Here is a 14,220-nt window from a genome sequence, read left to right as displayed (position 1 = left end):
CAATTGCAGCACCGCCTGTAGGAAAGCGCCGGCCTGGAGCGCTCGCGCCTTGCCGTATCGCCCTCCTTTCGCTTGACTTTCGTTTTTAATTTCGTTAATATGAATTTAACATATTGAGAACGGAGTGAAGTTCGCATGAACGAAGTCCAACCGATTAGAGAAAAACGCCAAATAAACGCAATAAAAAAAGCCATTCGCGGGCGTGATCTGCTTTTATTTACGCTCGGCATTAATCCCGATGGCGCGTCGTTCAGCTACAATCATGCCACCCATGCCCTCGTCGTCACGCTGCCCGCAGGCGGCACGGCAACAGTTGACGCCCCAGGCGGCACCACATGGACTGGCGACATCAAACTTAACGGCACCCTGATCGCCACGACGGACGTTGTCGGCGGCGGCAAGAGCCTCAAGGGCCACAAGCACGGCGGCGTGCAGGCTGGCGGCGCGCAGACCGGGACGCCCGTCTGATGGTCGGTATGGCACGCGATACCGGCGCACCGCTCGATGGCCTCGAACATATCAAGCAATCGGTGCGGGACATTCTCTCCACCCCGGTCGGCACGCGTGCGGGACGCCGAGAATATGGCTCGCTGCTGCCCGAACTGATCGACCAGCCTCTGACGCCCGCCAACATCCTGCGCCTCTACGCGGCGACGGCGGTGGCCTGCTCACGCAATGAAGATCGCGTCCGCCTTCGCCGCGTCGGCCTCGCCGCTGGAGATCGCCCTGGAGCCGCCACCATCATTCTCGACGCGGACCGGACCGACACCGCCGCCGCGAATGCCCGCACCCGCCTCGTCCTGCCCCTCTCTCTCTAGCCCAAGGAGCCTGTCATGGCCTTTAAGCATGGTATCACCGTTACCGAGATCAGCGAAGGCGCACGCACGCTGACCGCCGTTTCCACCGCCATCATCGGCTTGGTCGCCATTGCGTCCGACGCCGACGCCGATGTGTTCCCGCTCAACCGCCCTGTCCTGGTCACCGATATTGAGACCGCGATCGGCGACGCGGGCACGGACGGGACGCTGGCGAAGGCCCTGCGCGCCATCGCCGACCAGACCCGCCCCGTTCTTGTCGTTGTGCCCGTCGCGGAAGGCGAGGATGCTGCCGAAACCGCCAGCAACGTCATCGGCACCACGGACGGGAACGGGCAGAAGACCGGAATGCAGGCGCTTCTGGCCGCGCAGGCGCAGCTGGGCGTGAAGCCGAAGATCCTCGGCACGCCGGGCCTCGAAACGCAGGCTGTGACCGCCGCGCTGGCCGTGGTGGCGCAGAAGCTGCGCGGCTTCGCTTATGCGCGGGCGATCGGCGAAACGGTCCCCGACGCCATCCTGTATCGCGCCAATTTCAGCGCCCGCGAACTCATGCTGCTGATGCCCGATTTCCTGAGCTGGAACACGGCCACCAGCGCCAACGTCACCAGCTATGCCGCCGCCCGCGCCATGGGCCTGCGCGCCCTGATCGACACCCAGACCGGCCCGCACAAGACCCTGTCGAACGTCGCGGTGCAGGGCGTCGTCGGTCTGACCAAGGATATTCATTGGGACATTGAGGATCAGGCCAGCGAAGCCGGTCTGCTCAATGCCAAGGAAGTCACGGCGTTGGTTCGCACGGACAGCGGCTATCGCTTCTGGGGCAACCGCACCACGGCGGAGGCCGGAAGCCTCTTCGCGTTTGAAAGCACGGTCCGCGTCGCCCAGCTGCTGGCCGACACCATCGTCAACGGCATGATGTGGGCGATCGACAAGCCCCTGACCCCCGCGCTGGCGAAGGACATCATCGAGACCATCAACGGCTTCTTCCGCCAGTTGAAGGCGCAGGGGATCATCCTCGGCGCGAATGCATGGTTCGATGAGGCGAACAACAGCACGGCCAGCCTCAAGGCGGGCAAGCTGCGCATCGACTATGATTACACCGTCCCGCCACCGCTGGAGGATCTGGGCTTCAACCAGCGCATCACGGACGCCTATTTCGCCGACTTCGCGAGCCAGCTGACCGAAACGGCCTGATCCCGCCCCCTTCATCCCTTCATCACATAGGAGCCAGCGATGGGACTGCCCCGCACCCTCAAAGACATGATGCTTTTCAACGAAGGTTTTAACTACCTGGGCGACTGCAAATCGGTGTCGCTGCCGACCCTCACCCGCAAGACGGAGGAATATCGTGGAGCCGGGATGAGCGCGCCGCTCATGATGGACATGGGAATGGAAGCGATGGAGATGAAGTTCACCTGCGCCGGTCCCATGCGCGACGTGCTGCGCCAGTGGGGCACGCCGACGGTGGACGGCGTCTACCTCCGTTTCGTCGGCAATTACCAGCAGGACGACACCAGCAGCGTCGATCATGTGGAGGTCATCGTTCGCGGTCGCCATACCGAAATCGAAATGGGCGATCAGGAAACCGGCGAGGCCAGCGAATTCAACGCCACCTTTGCCGTGGCCTATTACAAGCTGGAATGGAACGGTCGGACGGAAATCGAGATCGACCCGCTCAACATGGTCGAAATCGTGGGCGGCGTCGATCGCCTCGCCGAACGCCGCGCCGCACTCGGCATTTTCTGATTCCTGCGGCCCGGCGCGCGTTGCCGGGCCGTCCTTCCCCTGAAAATTGGAGAGTATCATGAGCGAACCCGCCGACCCCATGTTCCGCACTGTCACCCTCGATTCGCCGATCGTGCGTGGCGAAACCTCGATCGAGGAACTGAAGCTGCGCAAGCCCCGTTCCGGCGAACTGCGCGGCCTGTCGCTGGTCGATCTGGGCCAGCTGAAGGTGGACAGCCTGACCAAGCTGCTGCCCCGGATCTCCATGCCTGCCCTGACCGAAGTCGAAGTCTCCAACATGGAACCGGCGGACCTGCTGGCCTGCGGTGCGGAGATCGGCAGTTTTTTGCTGCAGAGGTCGCAGCGTGCGGCTGTCCTCGATCAGTAGATGACGCGATGGCGGACGTGGCGATCATCTTCCACTGGTCGCCCGCCGTCATGGACGGAATGGACCTGTCCGAACTGATGGGCTGGCGCGAACAGGCCGCCCGTCGATCAAAACCCCCTGAAAAGCCCGGAAAGCGATAATGGCGGACAAGAACCTTCGGCTGCAGATCATCCTTGAGGCGCTGGACAAGGTCACATCGCCCCTCAAATCCATCACTGGCGCGTCGTCCGCCGCGCGCCGGGATCTGGCGAAGACGCAGGACGAACTCAAGGCCCTTGGCTCCCTGCAAAAGCAGGTCGGCAGCTACAAGTCCGCGGAATCGCGCTTCGCCAATGATACGCGCCAATATCAGGAACAGCAGGCCAAGCTGGCGCATCTGCGCGCCCAGCTGGAGGCGACCGAAAAGCCGACGAAGAAGCTGCGCATGGAATTCGAGCGGGCGGAAAAGCAGTCCGCCCAGCTGGCCGCGCGGCTCGATCAGGGCGGCGCGGAACTGCAGCAGCTGTCATCCAAGCTGTCCGCCGCCGGTGTCGATGTCATGGATCTGGCCGGACATGAGGATCGCCTCGCCAATCGCACTGCAGAAGCGAACCGCGCGCTCAAGCAACAGACGGCGCAGCTGGAGAAGGTCGCCCAGGCCAATCGCAATTCCGAAAAGCTGAATGAGGTCAGCCAGAAGGCGACGGGCATGGGCCTCGGCATGGTCGCCGCTGGCACCGCCGCCGGTGCGCCGATCGTCATGGCGACCAAACAGGCGATGACGCTGGAGAGCGCCATGGCCGACGTCCGCAAGGTCGTGGATTTCCCGACGCCCGAAGCCTTCAACAAGATGTCCGACGACATTTTGGAGATGAGCACGCGAGTCCCGATGGCGGCGGAAGGCATTGCCCAGATCGTTGCCGCCGCTGGCCGCGCCAATGTCCCGCGTCAGGAACTGATGCGCTTCGCCGAGGATGCGGCGAAAATGGGCGTGGCCTTCGACAGCACCGCCGAAGATGCGGGCAACACCATGGCGAAATGGCGGACCGCGTTCGGCTTGCCGCAGGATGGCGTCGTAGCGCTGGCCGACCAGATCAACGCCCTGACCAACAGCTTCGGCGGCAATGTCGGCGCTGTAACCGACATGGTGACGCGCATCGGCCCGCTCGGCAAGGTGGGCGGCCTCGCTGCGGCTCAGATCGCGTCCATGAGCCAAGTGCTGTCCAGCGTCGGCGTGGAATCGGAAATCGGCGCGACCGGCATCAAGAACATGATGCTGGCGCTGACCAAAGGCACGTCGGCCACGAAATCGCAGCAGGGCGCCTTTAAGGCGCTGGGGCTGGATGCCGTGCAAATGTCGAAGGACATGCAGAAGGATGCCGGTGGCGCGATCACCAACGTCCTTGAGCGGATCCAGAAGCTGCCGAAAGAGGCGCAGGCCGGGATGCTGACCGAACTGTTCGGTTCCGAAAGCGTCGCCGCCATCGCGCCCATGCTGACCAGCCTCGACCAGCTGAAAACGAACTTCGCCATGGTAGGTGACAGGAGCCAATATGCTGGCTCCATGAACAGGGAATTCCTGTCGGCCATCGCCACCACGGAAGGGGCTACCGGCTTGGCGGGCAACGCGCTGTCGGCGCTCAACATCACCATGGGCCAGTTCCTGCTGCCCACCATCGTCAAGGTGTCGGGCTACGTCTCGAAAGCGGCTGTCGCGGTGCGTGGATGGGCAAAGGAGCATCCGTTGCTGGCGAAGGGCATCATGATCTTCATGGGCGCGGGGGCTGCGTTGCTGATCCTGCTCGGCGGCCTTGCGCTGGCTTTCGCCGCCCTGACCGCCGCCGCCGCGCCGCTGGGCATTGCGCTGGGGCCATTGCTGCTGATCGTCGCGGCCATCGCTGCGGTCGCCGCAGCCGCATATCTGATCTACGACAATTGGGGCGCGATATCCGCGTGGTTCGGCGGCCTGTGGGAAGGCATCAAAGCCATGGTCAGCGGGGCGATCGACTTCCTGATCAATGCCTTCCTAACCTTCCACCCTCTCGGATTGCTCATCCGCGCCTTCATGCCCGCGCTGGCCTACCTCCAGTCGCTGAATTTTACCGAAATCGGCCGCAACCTTATCCAAGGGCTGATTAACGGCGTCCTGGGGATGCTCGGCGCGCTGAAAAGCACCATCGTCAACACCGCCAGTTCCGTCGCCAACTGGTTCAAATCCAAGCTGGGCATCCATTCGCCGTCCCGCGTCTTTGCGGGGCTGGGCGGCTTCGTTATGGCCGGTCTGGATCAGGGGCTTTCCGACAACAGCAGCGGCCCGCTGGATCGCATCGCCGAACTGTCGGACCGGATGACGAAGGGCTTTTCGGCCAGCCCCATCATTCCGCGGATCATGGATCTGTCCGGGCAGATGGCGAGCGCGATCGGCATGGGCACCGCCGGGGCGGCCATGGCCGTCGCATCCCCGGCTGCGGCACAGCAGCCGGCCACCCGCTCTACTGCCGCCGCCGTGCCCGCACCGGCCACCTATGAACTCCATTTCCACGGCGTCACTGGCGACCCGCAGGACATCGCCGACAAGGTGCGCGATGCGATCGAGCAGATCGAGCGCGAGCGGCGCGGGCGCGGCTTCGGCGACGACTGAGGGGGAACGTAAGATGCACTTGATGGCGCTGGGCATGTTCCTGTTCGAGATCGGGACGCTGGCCTATGATGAGATGCAACGGAAAACGGACTGGCAACATGCCCGGGCCCCCCGCGTCGGCGCCCGCGACGCGACGCAGTTCACCGGACCCGGCGATGAAACGATCAGCCTGTCGGGTGCGGTCTATGCCGAGATTGCGGACGGGCACGTTTCACTCGATGATCTGCGCACCATGGCAGACGATGGCGAGGCCCTGCCCTTGGTCGACGGCACCGGCACCGTTTACGGCAATTTTGTCATCACCGCGCTGGATGAGCGCCACGCCTTCCTGATGTCCGATGGCCGCGCCCGTCGCATCGACTTCGGCATAGATCTGCTGCGCGTGGATGACCCGGCGGCAGCCAATAATGCGTGAGGCTGCATGAGCGAGAAGATCAACAATATCGCCGACTGGCGCGTGACGCTCGACGGCACGGATCTGTCCGACCGGCTGCGCCCGCGCCTCGTCTCCCTCTCCCTGTCGGAAAAGCGCGGCGACGAAGCCGACCAGCTGGACATTGTGCTGAACGACACGGACGGCATGTTGGGGATCCCGAAGGAAGGCGCGGTGCTGAAAGTGCAGTTGGGCTGGAAACAGGGCCACGATGTCTCCGCCGGTCTGATCGACAAGGGCAGTTTCAAGGTGGACGATGTCTCGCACAGCGGCCCGCCCGATCAGATCACGATCAAGGCGCGGGCCGCCGACTTCACCAGCCAGATCCGCAACCGCCGCGAGCAGAGCTGGAAGAATACGACGCTGGGCGCGGTGCTGAAAGACGTCGCGGGCCGGAATGGCCTGACCCTGAAAATCGCGTCGGACCTGTCCTCGATCACGCTCCCGTCGATCAGCCAGAGCCGGGAAAGCGATATTGCCTTCCTGCGCCGCCTTGGCCGCGAGCATGACGCCGTGGCGACCATCAAGGACAAGCATCTGATCTTCGCGCGGAAGGGCGCGGGCACCACGACCAGCGGCAAGGCTCTCCCGACCCTGACGATTCGCCGCACCGATGGCGACCGCCACAACTGGCAGCGGCAGAAGCGGGACGGTCAGGAAGGCGTGACGGCCAGCTGGCATGACAAGAAAGGCGCGAAGCGGCAGACGTTCACCGTGGGCAAGGCCGATGGCGCGAAGAAGCTGCGCAAGGTCTATCCTGACGAGGCGTCAGCGAGGCGCGCCGCTATCGCGGAAAGGGACCGGCTCAAGCGCGCCCCGGCCACGCTGGACATGAAACTGGCGCTGGGCCGCGCCGATGCCATCCCCGAAGCCCGCGTGTCGGTCAGCGGTTATAAGGATGAGATCGACGCGACCACATGGCTGATTTCGGAAGTGACGCACCGGCTCGACAAGGCGGGCGGCTTCACGACAGATGTGAAGATGGAGACTGCGCCTTAGCCAACTAGTACAGATCAATAGCCAAAAGGGGATGGCTCGGCTATGTGTGAGCGACGATGCACCCGCGCAAGTTCATATCTATTGCGCTCCGCGTTATGGTTGGCGGCGCTGCAGGCACTGTGCTGATGAGCTTAGCAGGCGCGTTTTCGAGCAAGGCTCCGCTTATCATTGCCGCAGCCATCTTCCTTGTTGCGTCAGGACTTCTGGTTAGATCAGTCGTCGGGGAACAGACCCAGCGCTAACGTGCCTGCGCGCGGCGCATAGACCTTGGTTATCGACCGCTTTTTGATCACCCAAACACCCGCTTCGAACTCCTGCTCGGTCTCCAGTTCAACGTCCATTTCTGTGCCGATGCGAAGCGGAAGATCGATGCGGCCTTCTTCAAAAGCCCTAAGAAATTCTCGATCTCGCATCTCAGCCGAGAATTCGGGCAGAGATCCATGCTGGAATCGCCAGCTTGAAACCACGGCCTCGAGGCGGGGCTTCTTGAGCGTAACGCGCATTCTTTCGGATCCAACCCGCGCTTTGACGAGATTTTCGACTTCGCGGCCTTCGCCACTCGCACGTCCAAAGTCCGACCTCGGAATAAGTACCGCTGGTTTCGTTCGATGATGCGCGGTGACGCCAACACCTACAATTGCGGGGTCGCGCTGAACTTCCTTAAAAATCTGGCGCGTAGAGGCTTTGGCGATGTCATTCTTAAGCATCGCGGCCACCTCTTCGGCGATCGCCTCTGCATCTTTCTTGTCCAATCGCTGCACCGCCTGGGGCGCGTCCTTGCTGGACATATAGTCTAGAATTTGCCCAACTGCCCAAGAACGAACATCGCCACTGACATTGACCGCAACAGCAACCAAGAACGCAAACCAGCCAGGATGATTTGCCGGAAATCCTTTAATCTTGCGGATCAGGGCGTTCAGCCCCAAGCTACTCTCGGAGCCACTTTCCAATTCAATTCGAACCGCAGCCATGGGGTCGAATAGCGCTGCCAGTTCTTTGATTGTGTCGGCGAACGCGATAGCTGCTCGCGCGGCGACCTCCATGTCTGCTTTTTGGCCGGGAGCAAGTGCGAAATACAGGCTGATCGGCTCTGCACCCGGCTGGTCATTCAGATCTAATGTAGCTTCCACCTTGCCCCCTTTAATCCGCAGGTCGTGCCGATCGTTAGACCCCTCGCGTTACTTCAGCAGTTTTTTAATCAAGCTGATGAGCGAGAAGGACGTGCGAGAATAGGCGCGGTTGTAAACCGCCTTTTTGGGATTGGTCAGCAGCCCCATACCTTTCGGGGCCTTCACCCCCAAGGAATGCCGGACCACTCGCTTGACCGAGGTGCGCGCCGCGATGGACTTTTTCAGGCTCGGCTTTCTAACTCCGAATTTCATTCCCCCTCCTGCAATCCCGCCCGTTCGAAAATTCCGAACTGGCCTATTCCGCACGGCAACCCACTGTCCACAAGATATTGATCCAGCGCAGCATTTACCTCTTTCCTACTTGTTCCTCTTTAGTCAGAACGAGAACGAATCAGGAACACAGAGGTGCGTGAAGTTGAGCGGGCGAGCGATCAGACTGACGCCGGGATGCGAATTTGCCTGTCAGGCCTGCACCGTCAGGTGCGCGACGATGGTGCAGATGCGCGATGATCTGTGGCGGGAGATCGAGACGCTTCTGCGCCTACAGGCGATGGAGCCGCGTGTGGATCGAGCACGAGAGGTCCACACGCTGCGATGCCAGATGGAAGCCGTCGAGCGAGAATTTCAGCGGCTTCGTCCTTTGTCGCTCCTTCCGGCACCAGCACTAGCAGGCTGCGGAACATATCGCGCAGCGCAGCTTCACTAGGCAAAGCGAGCGGCATCGAAACATATTGCACCTGTGGCTGGGCCGCCTCGATTGCGTTGCCTTCCGGCTCCGCCTCGTCCTCATTCAGCCCGGCCAGCTTCATGACCTCCGCTGCGTCGATTCCATGCGAGGCCAGCACGGACGCTATTTTCCGCGTTAGGTCGATGGGAAGGAAAGATTTTTTGTAATCGTAGGTGCTTTCATACCGGGCGTACGATCCCAATGGCATCTCCAACGCATCGGCCATTGCACGCACTGTTAGGCGAGGAACCGCAGATTTCCGCAGTTCTTTGAGTTTCGTCGCAACCTTTTCCATGGCCGTAGGACATCACCGGAAAGCCGAACAAAGTCTCACCCTAAAAGGTGTTGACTTTTCGTTCGGGAAAGTCGAACACAATCACCATGAAACAGGGTGATACATTGTTCGGGATTTGGGGTGGCGTGCGCAAGATGGCGCGCGATCTCAATCGCCCCGCTTCAACCGTCCACGGTTGGAAGAAGGAGGGACGGGTTCCGGCCAATGAACAACAGCATGTGCTTCAAATTGCCGAAGAACTCGGCCTGCCCATCACCGCCGATCATGTCGTGTTCCCTCTGGGTCGGCCCAACGCCGCCGCCCCTGTTGAAATAACGGCTCCGCCGATCACCGTCGCTTGCGATCGGAAGCCGGAAACGCAACGAAAGGACGTCCACTGATGACAGTCATCACCATGACCGCGCGCAAGTGCGGCAAGTCTTTCTCGCACGCCGAGCAGATCGAAATCGGCCTGCTCAACGCTCTTTTCGATGCCGGTCATCCCCTGACGGTGACGGACCTTGAAACGACGCTACGCTGCCACCGCCGCGACCTGTTGCGCGCCATCACCGCGCAATATCGCCATGGCAACATCCGCAAGGGCCAGCCCGTCGAACTCACCACTTCCGGCCATATCGCCGTTGCAGCTGGGCGCTATGCAGGCGCGACGGCGGTGGCAGCATGAGCCGCAACGAATATCGGCTGCGCGGGCAATATGTCGCGCGCCACACCTTCACGGTGCCGGAAGAACTCACCACCCTGCGCGACGAACCGGCTCCCGCGCCGCAGCTGCCGCGCTGGTATAGCCTCGCCGCCTTCCTCATCATGAGCAGCGCGACGATCTTCGCCATGTGCGCCATGGGGAGGCCGGGAGCATGACCGAGCAAACGCTTGATGCTGCGCTGCCGATCGAGGGCACGGTCATCACCGGCTATTCGATCCGCCAACCCGCGCGGGTTGAATACAAACCGCAACCCGACATCACCGCATATGATGTCGCCCGCCTGTTGCCGATCCTGCTGGGGTTTCAGCACATGATGTATCCAGAGGATCATATCCCTGACGATCTCATGCGCCATTTCAAAATCTGGCGGCCCGCATGACGAAGATCCGCGCCCCTCTGTCCTTTTCCCTCGCCATCACCACGGCTGTCGGCGTGATTGGCTGGGATCAGGCCGCGAAGATCACCCGGCGGTCGAAGCGGGCTGTCCGCTATTGGAGCGAGAGCGATCAGGGCGGACTGCCGACGCTGGATCAGGCCATGGCGCTCGACAAGGCATTCATGGCTGCGGGCGGTGGCTTCGCGCCGATCCTCGAAAGCTATGCACGGCAGCTGGACATATCGTTGCTCGATACGCTGGCTTGCCGCGAGGCGCTGGCGGACGACATCGCCCAGGCAACGCAGGAATCGGCGGACGCGATCAGCAGCAGCATCCATGTGACGCTGCCCGGCTCGACGCCCACCGAGATCTATCACGCCATCAAAGAGACTGAGGAAGCCAGCGGGGCCATGAACCGGCTGCTGACCCGTCTCAAATCCTTTCTGCCCGGCAATGGTGCCGCGCAGTGATCACTGGGGGAAAGCTGATGGCGGGTCTGCCTCACGTCACTTGTCCGGCCTGCGGGGGCCGTGCCCATTCTAGGGCCGTTGGAAAGGTAAGCACGCTCTTTCGGGAGCTTTATTATCGCTGCCGCAATCCTGACGCCTGCGGCCATGAATTTGTCGTGGAAATGGTCGCGGTGCGCAGCACCAAGGCGAGCCGGTTCCCAAAGCCGCTCGCGGTGCTTCCCCTCACCACATGGCACGCGGCGGCCAATGACAGGGCCGCAGCCAATGATGACGGACCGGATCATGAACCCGCTGCCGCCGCTGTAGCCGACTGACCCCAGCGGGCCGCGCCCGCGCCTCCCTGACCGACGAAACCCAGCCCGGCGCACCCCGCCGCCGGGATCGGCCCCTTATTGCCTGAGAAGCCAGCCCAGATGCGTGAAGACATACTCCGCGAAGTCACAGCCCGCCTGATCAAAGACTATAATCTCCGCGAGAACGGTGGCTTTCTGCGCGAGGGGAAATGCCCCCAATGCAAGGAGGGCAAGAAATCCGTCTGGACGCCTGCGGGGCACCCATGGATCCTCCGCTGTGGCCGCGTCGATAAATGTGGCTGGGAGGGCGAAACCAAGAAGCTCTACCCCGAAATCTTCGACGACTGGTCGAAGCGGTATAAGCAGTCGCCGCAAAATCCGAACGCTGCGGCAGACGCCTATCTGATCGCCGCGCGCGGCCTAGACATCGTTCCGCTCAAGGGCGCCTATACGCAGGAACGTTATCACGATCAGGAACTGAACATCGGGTCCGCGACCGTGCGATTCCCGATGCCCGGCGGCGGATATTGGCAGCGGCTGATAGATCAGGCCCACCGCTTCGGCGACAAGAAGGCCACCTTTTCCTATGGCGGCGGCTATCGCGGGCTGGTCTGGACCTATCCCGGCGATACCGTCGAAACGCTGGCCCGCGCGCGGGAAATCTGGATCGCGGAAGGCATCTTCGACGCCATCGCCCTGCGGCAAAACGGCATCGTCGCGGTGTCGGCCATGTCCTGCAACAACTTCCCCAAGCAGTTCCTGGCTGATCTGCGCAAGGCCATTGGCGACGATCCCGCCGCCGGGGCCGGGCCGCGCCTGATCTTCGCCTATGATCAGGGCGCCGCAGGGGTCGAATATGCAATCTCGCATGTGGCCGAAGCCCGCAAGGCTGGCTGGATGGCGGGAGCCGCGCAGGTCCGCGTCGATGGCGAGGGCGAAAAGCGGGATTGGAACGACCTGCACCAAGCCGATCGGCTCAAGCCCCAGCACATAGAGGAATATCTGTGGGCGGGCGACGTGACGATCGCGGCCACCGCCGACGAAAAGGCGTTCCTGATCTACAAGCGGTTCAAGACCGCGTCTTTCCCCCTGATCTTCAACCAGCGCCAGCTGTGGGCGTCCTTCTCGCTGGAGCGGATCGAAAGTATCCTTGAGGGGCTGCGCGAGAGCGACCCGTCAATCCAGCAGCTGCCCTATGAGGAGCAATGGGAAAAGGCCGCCCGTCAGGCCGCCGACATCACCGAACTGGCGAACTGCACCTTCCGCACCCTCTATTTCCAGAAGGACGCCTATCTGGAGGAGGGGGCCTATTTCCTCCGCATCGACTTCCCCCGGATCAAGGGACAGCCGCGCCGCGATGCGGTGAAGGCCACCTTTTCCGGCGCGAACCTGTCCGCCGGGGCCGAGTTCAAAAAGCGCCTGTCATCGGTCGCCCCCGGCGCGCAGTGGACCGGCGCGACCGGCCATCTGGACAAGCTGATGCAGCGGCAATGGGCCAGCATCCGCATGGTCGAGGCGATCCAGTTCACCGGCTATTCGATCGACCATGAAGCCTATCTGCTGGGCGACATCGGCGTCAGCAACGGCAAGGTCGAGAAGGTCAACGCGGACGACTATTTCGTCTTTTCGCGCAAGGCAGTGAAGCTGCGCACGGCGGACCGGCTGTTGAAGATCAGCTATGACGCGGACCGGCTCAATCTCGATTGGGTCCAGCCCGTCTATGAGGCGTGGGGCGCGAAGGGCTATGTCACCCTGACATTCTGGGTGCTGTCCCTGTTCGCCGAGCAGGTCCGCGCCATGCAGGAATCGCTGGGCTTCCTTGAAGTGACTGGCCCTCCCGGCACCGGAAAGACCACGCTGATCGCGTTCCTGTGGAAGCTGATGGGCCGCGTCGGCAATTATGAAGGCTTCGACCCGACCAAGGCCACCAATGCCGGTATCGCCCGCACGCTGGGGCAGGTCGGCAACCTGCCTGTGGTGCTGATCGAGGGCGACCGGACGCAGGACACCCCGCACAGCCGCCGGTTCGAATGGGACGAACTGAAAACCGCCTATAACGGGCGCGCTGTCCGCACCCGCGCCATCGCCAACGGCGGCATGGAAACCTTCGAACCGCCGTTCCGTGGGGCCATCGCCATCGTGCAGAATGATCCGGTCGAGGCGTCCCCGGCGATGCGCGAGCGCATCATGGGTCTGACGATCGACAAGACGGGTTGGGGACCGCACACCCGCACCGCCGCCGAAAAGATCAGCCGGTTCGAGCGCGACGACGTGTCGGGCTTCATCGTCCACATCGTCCGCAAAGAGGCGGAAATCCTCAAATGCTATCGGGAGCGGTTCGCCGATCATTACGAGGCGATGCTCAAGCAGCCCGGCGTCCGCAACGACCGCTTGGCGAAGAACCATGCCCAGCTGGCCGCCATGTTCGATGCCATGCAGATCGTGGTGCGCAACGTCCCGAAAGCCGCGGCTGATGCCACGCACGATTTCATCCGGGAAATGCTGACCGAACGGCAGCGCTTGGTCGAACATGATCATCCCCATGTCGAACTCTTCTGGGAGCGGTTCGACTGGATCGCAGCGCAGGAATCCGATCAGACCGCCAACCCGATTGATCATAGCCGCACCGGCGAAGTCTTCGCGATCAACCTTGTGCAGTTCGAACAGCGGTGCGGCGATCTGCGCCTGTCACTCCCCCCGATGAACGAACTCAAGCGCCTGCTGAAATCCAGCAAGGCCCGGAAATACCTCGCTCACAAGCCGGTCAATTCCCGCACCGGCAAAACCGTCAACTGCTGGGTTTTCGCACGCCCCAGCCCCCCCTCCAACGCATGAACAGGAAGGCAATCATGCAGGCTCAGACTGTAAACACCCCCGCGCCCGCGATGCGAATGGCATCCGTGCCCGATGGCAAAGGCGGCTTCGTCCATCAGCTGGTTCCGGCGACCGCCGCCGCGCCGGTCCGCAAGGGCAAGAAAAAGAAGCACACACCCGACCCGATCAAGGCCAACCCCGAAGCCGCTGCCCAGCAGTTGGGCCAGTTCATCGAGCGCATCGAACGCCTTGAGGAAGAAAAGCAGGGCATCAGCGACGACATCAAGGACGTCTATCTGGAGGCGAAGGCCACCGGCTTCGACGCCAAGGGCATGAAATCCATCATCGCGCTACGGAAGATGGAGCGCAACACCCGCATGGAAAACGAGGCCATCCTCGAAACCTATAAATCAGCGCTGGGGATCGAATAGC

At 62.2% G+C, this 14,220-nt stretch carries 20 protein-coding genes; 17 read left to right on the top strand and 3 right to left on the bottom strand.

The genetic code is table 11. The features are described 5' to 3' along the window. Positions 1-135 precede the first annotated feature (135 nt). From ACFC3J_RS03260 to ACFC3J_RS03220, 9 genes are read left to right on the top strand one after another with little or no spacing between them, the layout of a single operon-like run. A complete protein-coding gene (locus tag ACFC3J_RS03260; protein ID WP_375194776.1) occupies positions 136-468 on the top strand; it encodes a hypothetical protein in 333 nt (110 codons plus the stop codon). After that, positions 468-818 carry a GPW/gp25 family protein gene (locus tag ACFC3J_RS03255; protein WP_375194775.1) on the top strand — a complete coding sequence of 117 codons (351 nt, stop codon included), beginning with the start codon at positions 468-470 and terminating at the stop codon, positions 816-818. The genes ACFC3J_RS03260 and ACFC3J_RS03255 overlap by 1 nt, the downstream gene beginning before the upstream one ends. Before the next feature lie 15 nt (positions 819-833). Continuing rightward, positions 834-2,009 carry a phage tail sheath subtilisin-like domain-containing protein gene (locus ACFC3J_RS03250; protein ID WP_375194774.1) on the top strand — a complete coding sequence of 392 codons (1,176 nt, stop codon included), beginning with the start codon at positions 834-836 and terminating at the stop codon, positions 2,007-2,009. Between the two features lie 39 nt (positions 2,010-2,048). Continuing rightward, positions 2,049-2,561, top strand: coding sequence for a phage major tail tube protein (locus ACFC3J_RS03245; protein WP_375194773.1), 513 nt, complete (start codon positions 2,049-2,051; stop codon positions 2,559-2,561). Between the two features lie 58 nt (positions 2,562-2,619). Further along, positions 2,620-2,928, top strand: a complete 309-nt coding sequence (locus tag ACFC3J_RS03240) for a phage tail assembly protein (protein WP_375194772.1) — start codon at positions 2,620-2,622, stop codon at positions 2,926-2,928. An 8-nt stretch (positions 2,929-2,936) separates the two neighbouring features. Beyond that, entirely contained in the window at positions 2,937-3,068 is a 132-nt protein-coding gene (locus ACFC3J_RS03235; RefSeq protein WP_375194771.1) for a GpE family phage tail protein, read from the top strand. Then, a complete protein-coding gene (locus ACFC3J_RS03230; RefSeq protein WP_375194770.1) occupies positions 3,068-5,548 on the top strand; it encodes a phage tail tape measure protein in 2,481 nt (826 codons plus the stop codon). The genes ACFC3J_RS03235 and ACFC3J_RS03230 overlap by 1 nt, the downstream gene beginning before the upstream one ends. A gap of 13 nt (positions 5,549-5,561) precedes the next feature. Then, positions 5,562-5,963: a phage tail protein gene (locus tag ACFC3J_RS03225; RefSeq protein ID WP_375194769.1), complete on the top strand. Its 402-nt coding sequence runs from the start codon at positions 5,562-5,564 to the stop codon at positions 5,961-5,963. A gap of 6 nt (positions 5,964-5,969) precedes the next feature. Beyond that, positions 5,970-6,980: a contractile injection system protein, VgrG/Pvc8 family gene (locus tag ACFC3J_RS03220; protein WP_375194768.1), complete on the top strand. Its 1,011-nt coding sequence runs from the start codon at positions 5,970-5,972 to the stop codon at positions 6,978-6,980. Between the two features lie 212 nt (positions 6,981-7,192). On the opposite strand, the gene ACFC3J_RS03215 is transcribed toward ACFC3J_RS03220, so the two are convergent. The 3 genes from ACFC3J_RS03215 to ACFC3J_RS03205 form a co-directional block, all read right to left on the bottom strand. After that, positions 7,193-8,110 (bottom strand): hypothetical protein, encoded by a 918-nt coding sequence (locus ACFC3J_RS03215; protein ID WP_375194767.1) that lies wholly within the window; start codon positions 8,108-8,110, stop codon positions 7,193-7,195. Between the two features lie 48 nt (positions 8,111-8,158). Then, the gene (locus ACFC3J_RS03210) at positions 8,159-8,362 is read right to left on the bottom strand and encodes a hypothetical protein (protein WP_375194766.1); all 204 of its coding nucleotides are present in this window, start codon (positions 8,360-8,362) and stop codon (positions 8,159-8,161) included. A 224-nt stretch (positions 8,363-8,586) separates the two neighbouring features. Next, positions 8,587-9,132, bottom strand: coding sequence for an XRE family transcriptional regulator (locus ACFC3J_RS03205; protein ID WP_336950574.1), 546 nt, complete (start codon positions 9,130-9,132; stop codon positions 8,587-8,589). Positions 9,133-9,182: 50 nt separating this feature from the next. Between ACFC3J_RS03205 and ACFC3J_RS03200 the strand changes: the two genes are divergently transcribed. From ACFC3J_RS03200 to ACFC3J_RS03165, 8 genes are all read left to right on the top strand, one after another. Beyond that, positions 9,183-9,512: a carph-isopro domain-containing protein gene (locus ACFC3J_RS03200; protein WP_375194765.1), complete on the top strand. Its 330-nt coding sequence runs from the start codon at positions 9,183-9,185 to the stop codon at positions 9,510-9,512. Beyond that, on the top strand, positions 9,512-9,796 hold the full coding sequence (locus tag ACFC3J_RS03195) for a hypothetical protein (protein WP_375194764.1): 285 nt from the start codon (positions 9,512-9,514) through the stop codon (positions 9,794-9,796). Before ACFC3J_RS03200 ends, ACFC3J_RS03195 begins: the two co-directional genes overlap by 1 nt. Then, on the top strand, positions 9,793-9,990 hold the full coding sequence (locus tag ACFC3J_RS03190; protein ID WP_375194763.1) for a hypothetical protein: 198 nt from the start codon (positions 9,793-9,795) through the stop codon (positions 9,988-9,990). Before ACFC3J_RS03195 ends, ACFC3J_RS03190 begins: the two co-directional genes overlap by 4 nt. Then, entirely contained in the window at positions 9,987-10,214 is a 228-nt protein-coding gene (locus ACFC3J_RS03185; protein ID WP_375194762.1) for a hypothetical protein, read from the top strand. Before ACFC3J_RS03190 ends, ACFC3J_RS03185 begins: the two co-directional genes overlap by 4 nt. Next, the gene (locus ACFC3J_RS03180) at positions 10,211-10,681 is read left to right on the top strand and encodes a hypothetical protein (protein ID WP_375194761.1); all 471 of its coding nucleotides are present in this window, start codon (positions 10,211-10,213) and stop codon (positions 10,679-10,681) included. The genes ACFC3J_RS03185 and ACFC3J_RS03180 overlap by 4 nt, the downstream gene beginning before the upstream one ends. Positions 10,682-10,698: 17 nt before the next feature. Continuing rightward, entirely contained in the window at positions 10,699-10,995 is a 297-nt protein-coding gene (locus ACFC3J_RS03175) for an ogr/Delta-like zinc finger family protein (RefSeq protein WP_375194760.1), read from the top strand. A gap of 99 nt (positions 10,996-11,094) precedes the next feature. Further along, positions 11,095-13,809, top strand: a complete 2,715-nt coding sequence (locus ACFC3J_RS03170) for a toprim domain-containing protein (protein WP_375194759.1) — start codon at positions 11,095-11,097, stop codon at positions 13,807-13,809. Positions 13,810-13,973: 164 nt separating this feature from the next. Beyond that, positions 13,974-14,219 (top strand): DUF2312 domain-containing protein, encoded by a 246-nt coding sequence (locus tag ACFC3J_RS03165; protein ID WP_375194778.1) that lies wholly within the window; start codon positions 13,974-13,976, stop codon positions 14,217-14,219. The last annotated feature ends 1 nt before the right edge of the window (position 14,220 follow it).

It is taken from the genome of Sphingobium sp., assembly GCF_041987595.1.
Taxonomy (GTDB): domain Bacteria; phylum Pseudomonadota; class Alphaproteobacteria; order Sphingomonadales; family Sphingomonadaceae; genus Sphingobium.
The sequence above is the reverse complement of the archived record's forward strand: the minus strand, read 5'-3'. Positions and strand labels throughout refer to the sequence as shown.

Coding starts and splice junctions, on each gene's coding strand:
- ACFC3J_RS03260 (WP_375194776.1), top strand. CDS start 136: ATGAACGAAGTCCAACCGATTAGAGAAAAACGCCAAATAAACGCAATA.
- ACFC3J_RS03255 (WP_375194775.1), top strand. CDS start 468: ATGGTCGGTATGGCACGCGATACCGGCGCACCGCTCGATGGCCTCGAA.
- ACFC3J_RS03250 (WP_375194774.1), top strand. CDS start 834: ATGGCCTTTAAGCATGGTATCACCGTTACCGAGATCAGCGAAGGCGCA.
- ACFC3J_RS03245 (WP_375194773.1), top strand. CDS start 2,049: ATGGGACTGCCCCGCACCCTCAAAGACATGATGCTTTTCAACGAAGGT.
- ACFC3J_RS03240 (WP_375194772.1), top strand. CDS start 2,620: ATGAGCGAACCCGCCGACCCCATGTTCCGCACTGTCACCCTCGATTCG.
- ACFC3J_RS03235 (WP_375194771.1), top strand. CDS start 2,937: ATGGCGGACGTGGCGATCATCTTCCACTGGTCGCCCGCCGTCATGGAC.
- ACFC3J_RS03230 (WP_375194770.1), top strand. CDS start 3,068: ATGGCGGACAAGAACCTTCGGCTGCAGATCATCCTTGAGGCGCTGGAC.
- ACFC3J_RS03225 (WP_375194769.1), top strand. CDS start 5,562: ATGCACTTGATGGCGCTGGGCATGTTCCTGTTCGAGATCGGGACGCTG.
- ACFC3J_RS03220 (WP_375194768.1), top strand. CDS start 5,970: ATGAGCGAGAAGATCAACAATATCGCCGACTGGCGCGTGACGCTCGAC.
- ACFC3J_RS03210 (WP_375194766.1), bottom strand. CDS start 8,362: ATGAAATTCGGAGTTAGAAAGCCGAGCCTGAAAAAGTCCATCGCGGCG.
- ACFC3J_RS03205 (WP_336950574.1), bottom strand. CDS start 9,132: ATGGAAAAGGTTGCGACGAAACTCAAAGAACTGCGGAAATCTGCGGTT.
- ACFC3J_RS03195 (WP_375194764.1), top strand. CDS start 9,512: ATGACAGTCATCACCATGACCGCGCGCAAGTGCGGCAAGTCTTTCTCG.
- ACFC3J_RS03190 (WP_375194763.1), top strand. CDS start 9,793: ATGAGCCGCAACGAATATCGGCTGCGCGGGCAATATGTCGCGCGCCAC.
- ACFC3J_RS03185 (WP_375194762.1), top strand. CDS start 9,987: ATGACCGAGCAAACGCTTGATGCTGCGCTGCCGATCGAGGGCACGGTC.
- ACFC3J_RS03180 (WP_375194761.1), top strand. CDS start 10,211: ATGACGAAGATCCGCGCCCCTCTGTCCTTTTCCCTCGCCATCACCACG.
- ACFC3J_RS03175 (WP_375194760.1), top strand. CDS start 10,699: ATGGCGGGTCTGCCTCACGTCACTTGTCCGGCCTGCGGGGGCCGTGCC.
- ACFC3J_RS03170 (WP_375194759.1), top strand. CDS start 11,095: ATGCGTGAAGACATACTCCGCGAAGTCACAGCCCGCCTGATCAAAGAC.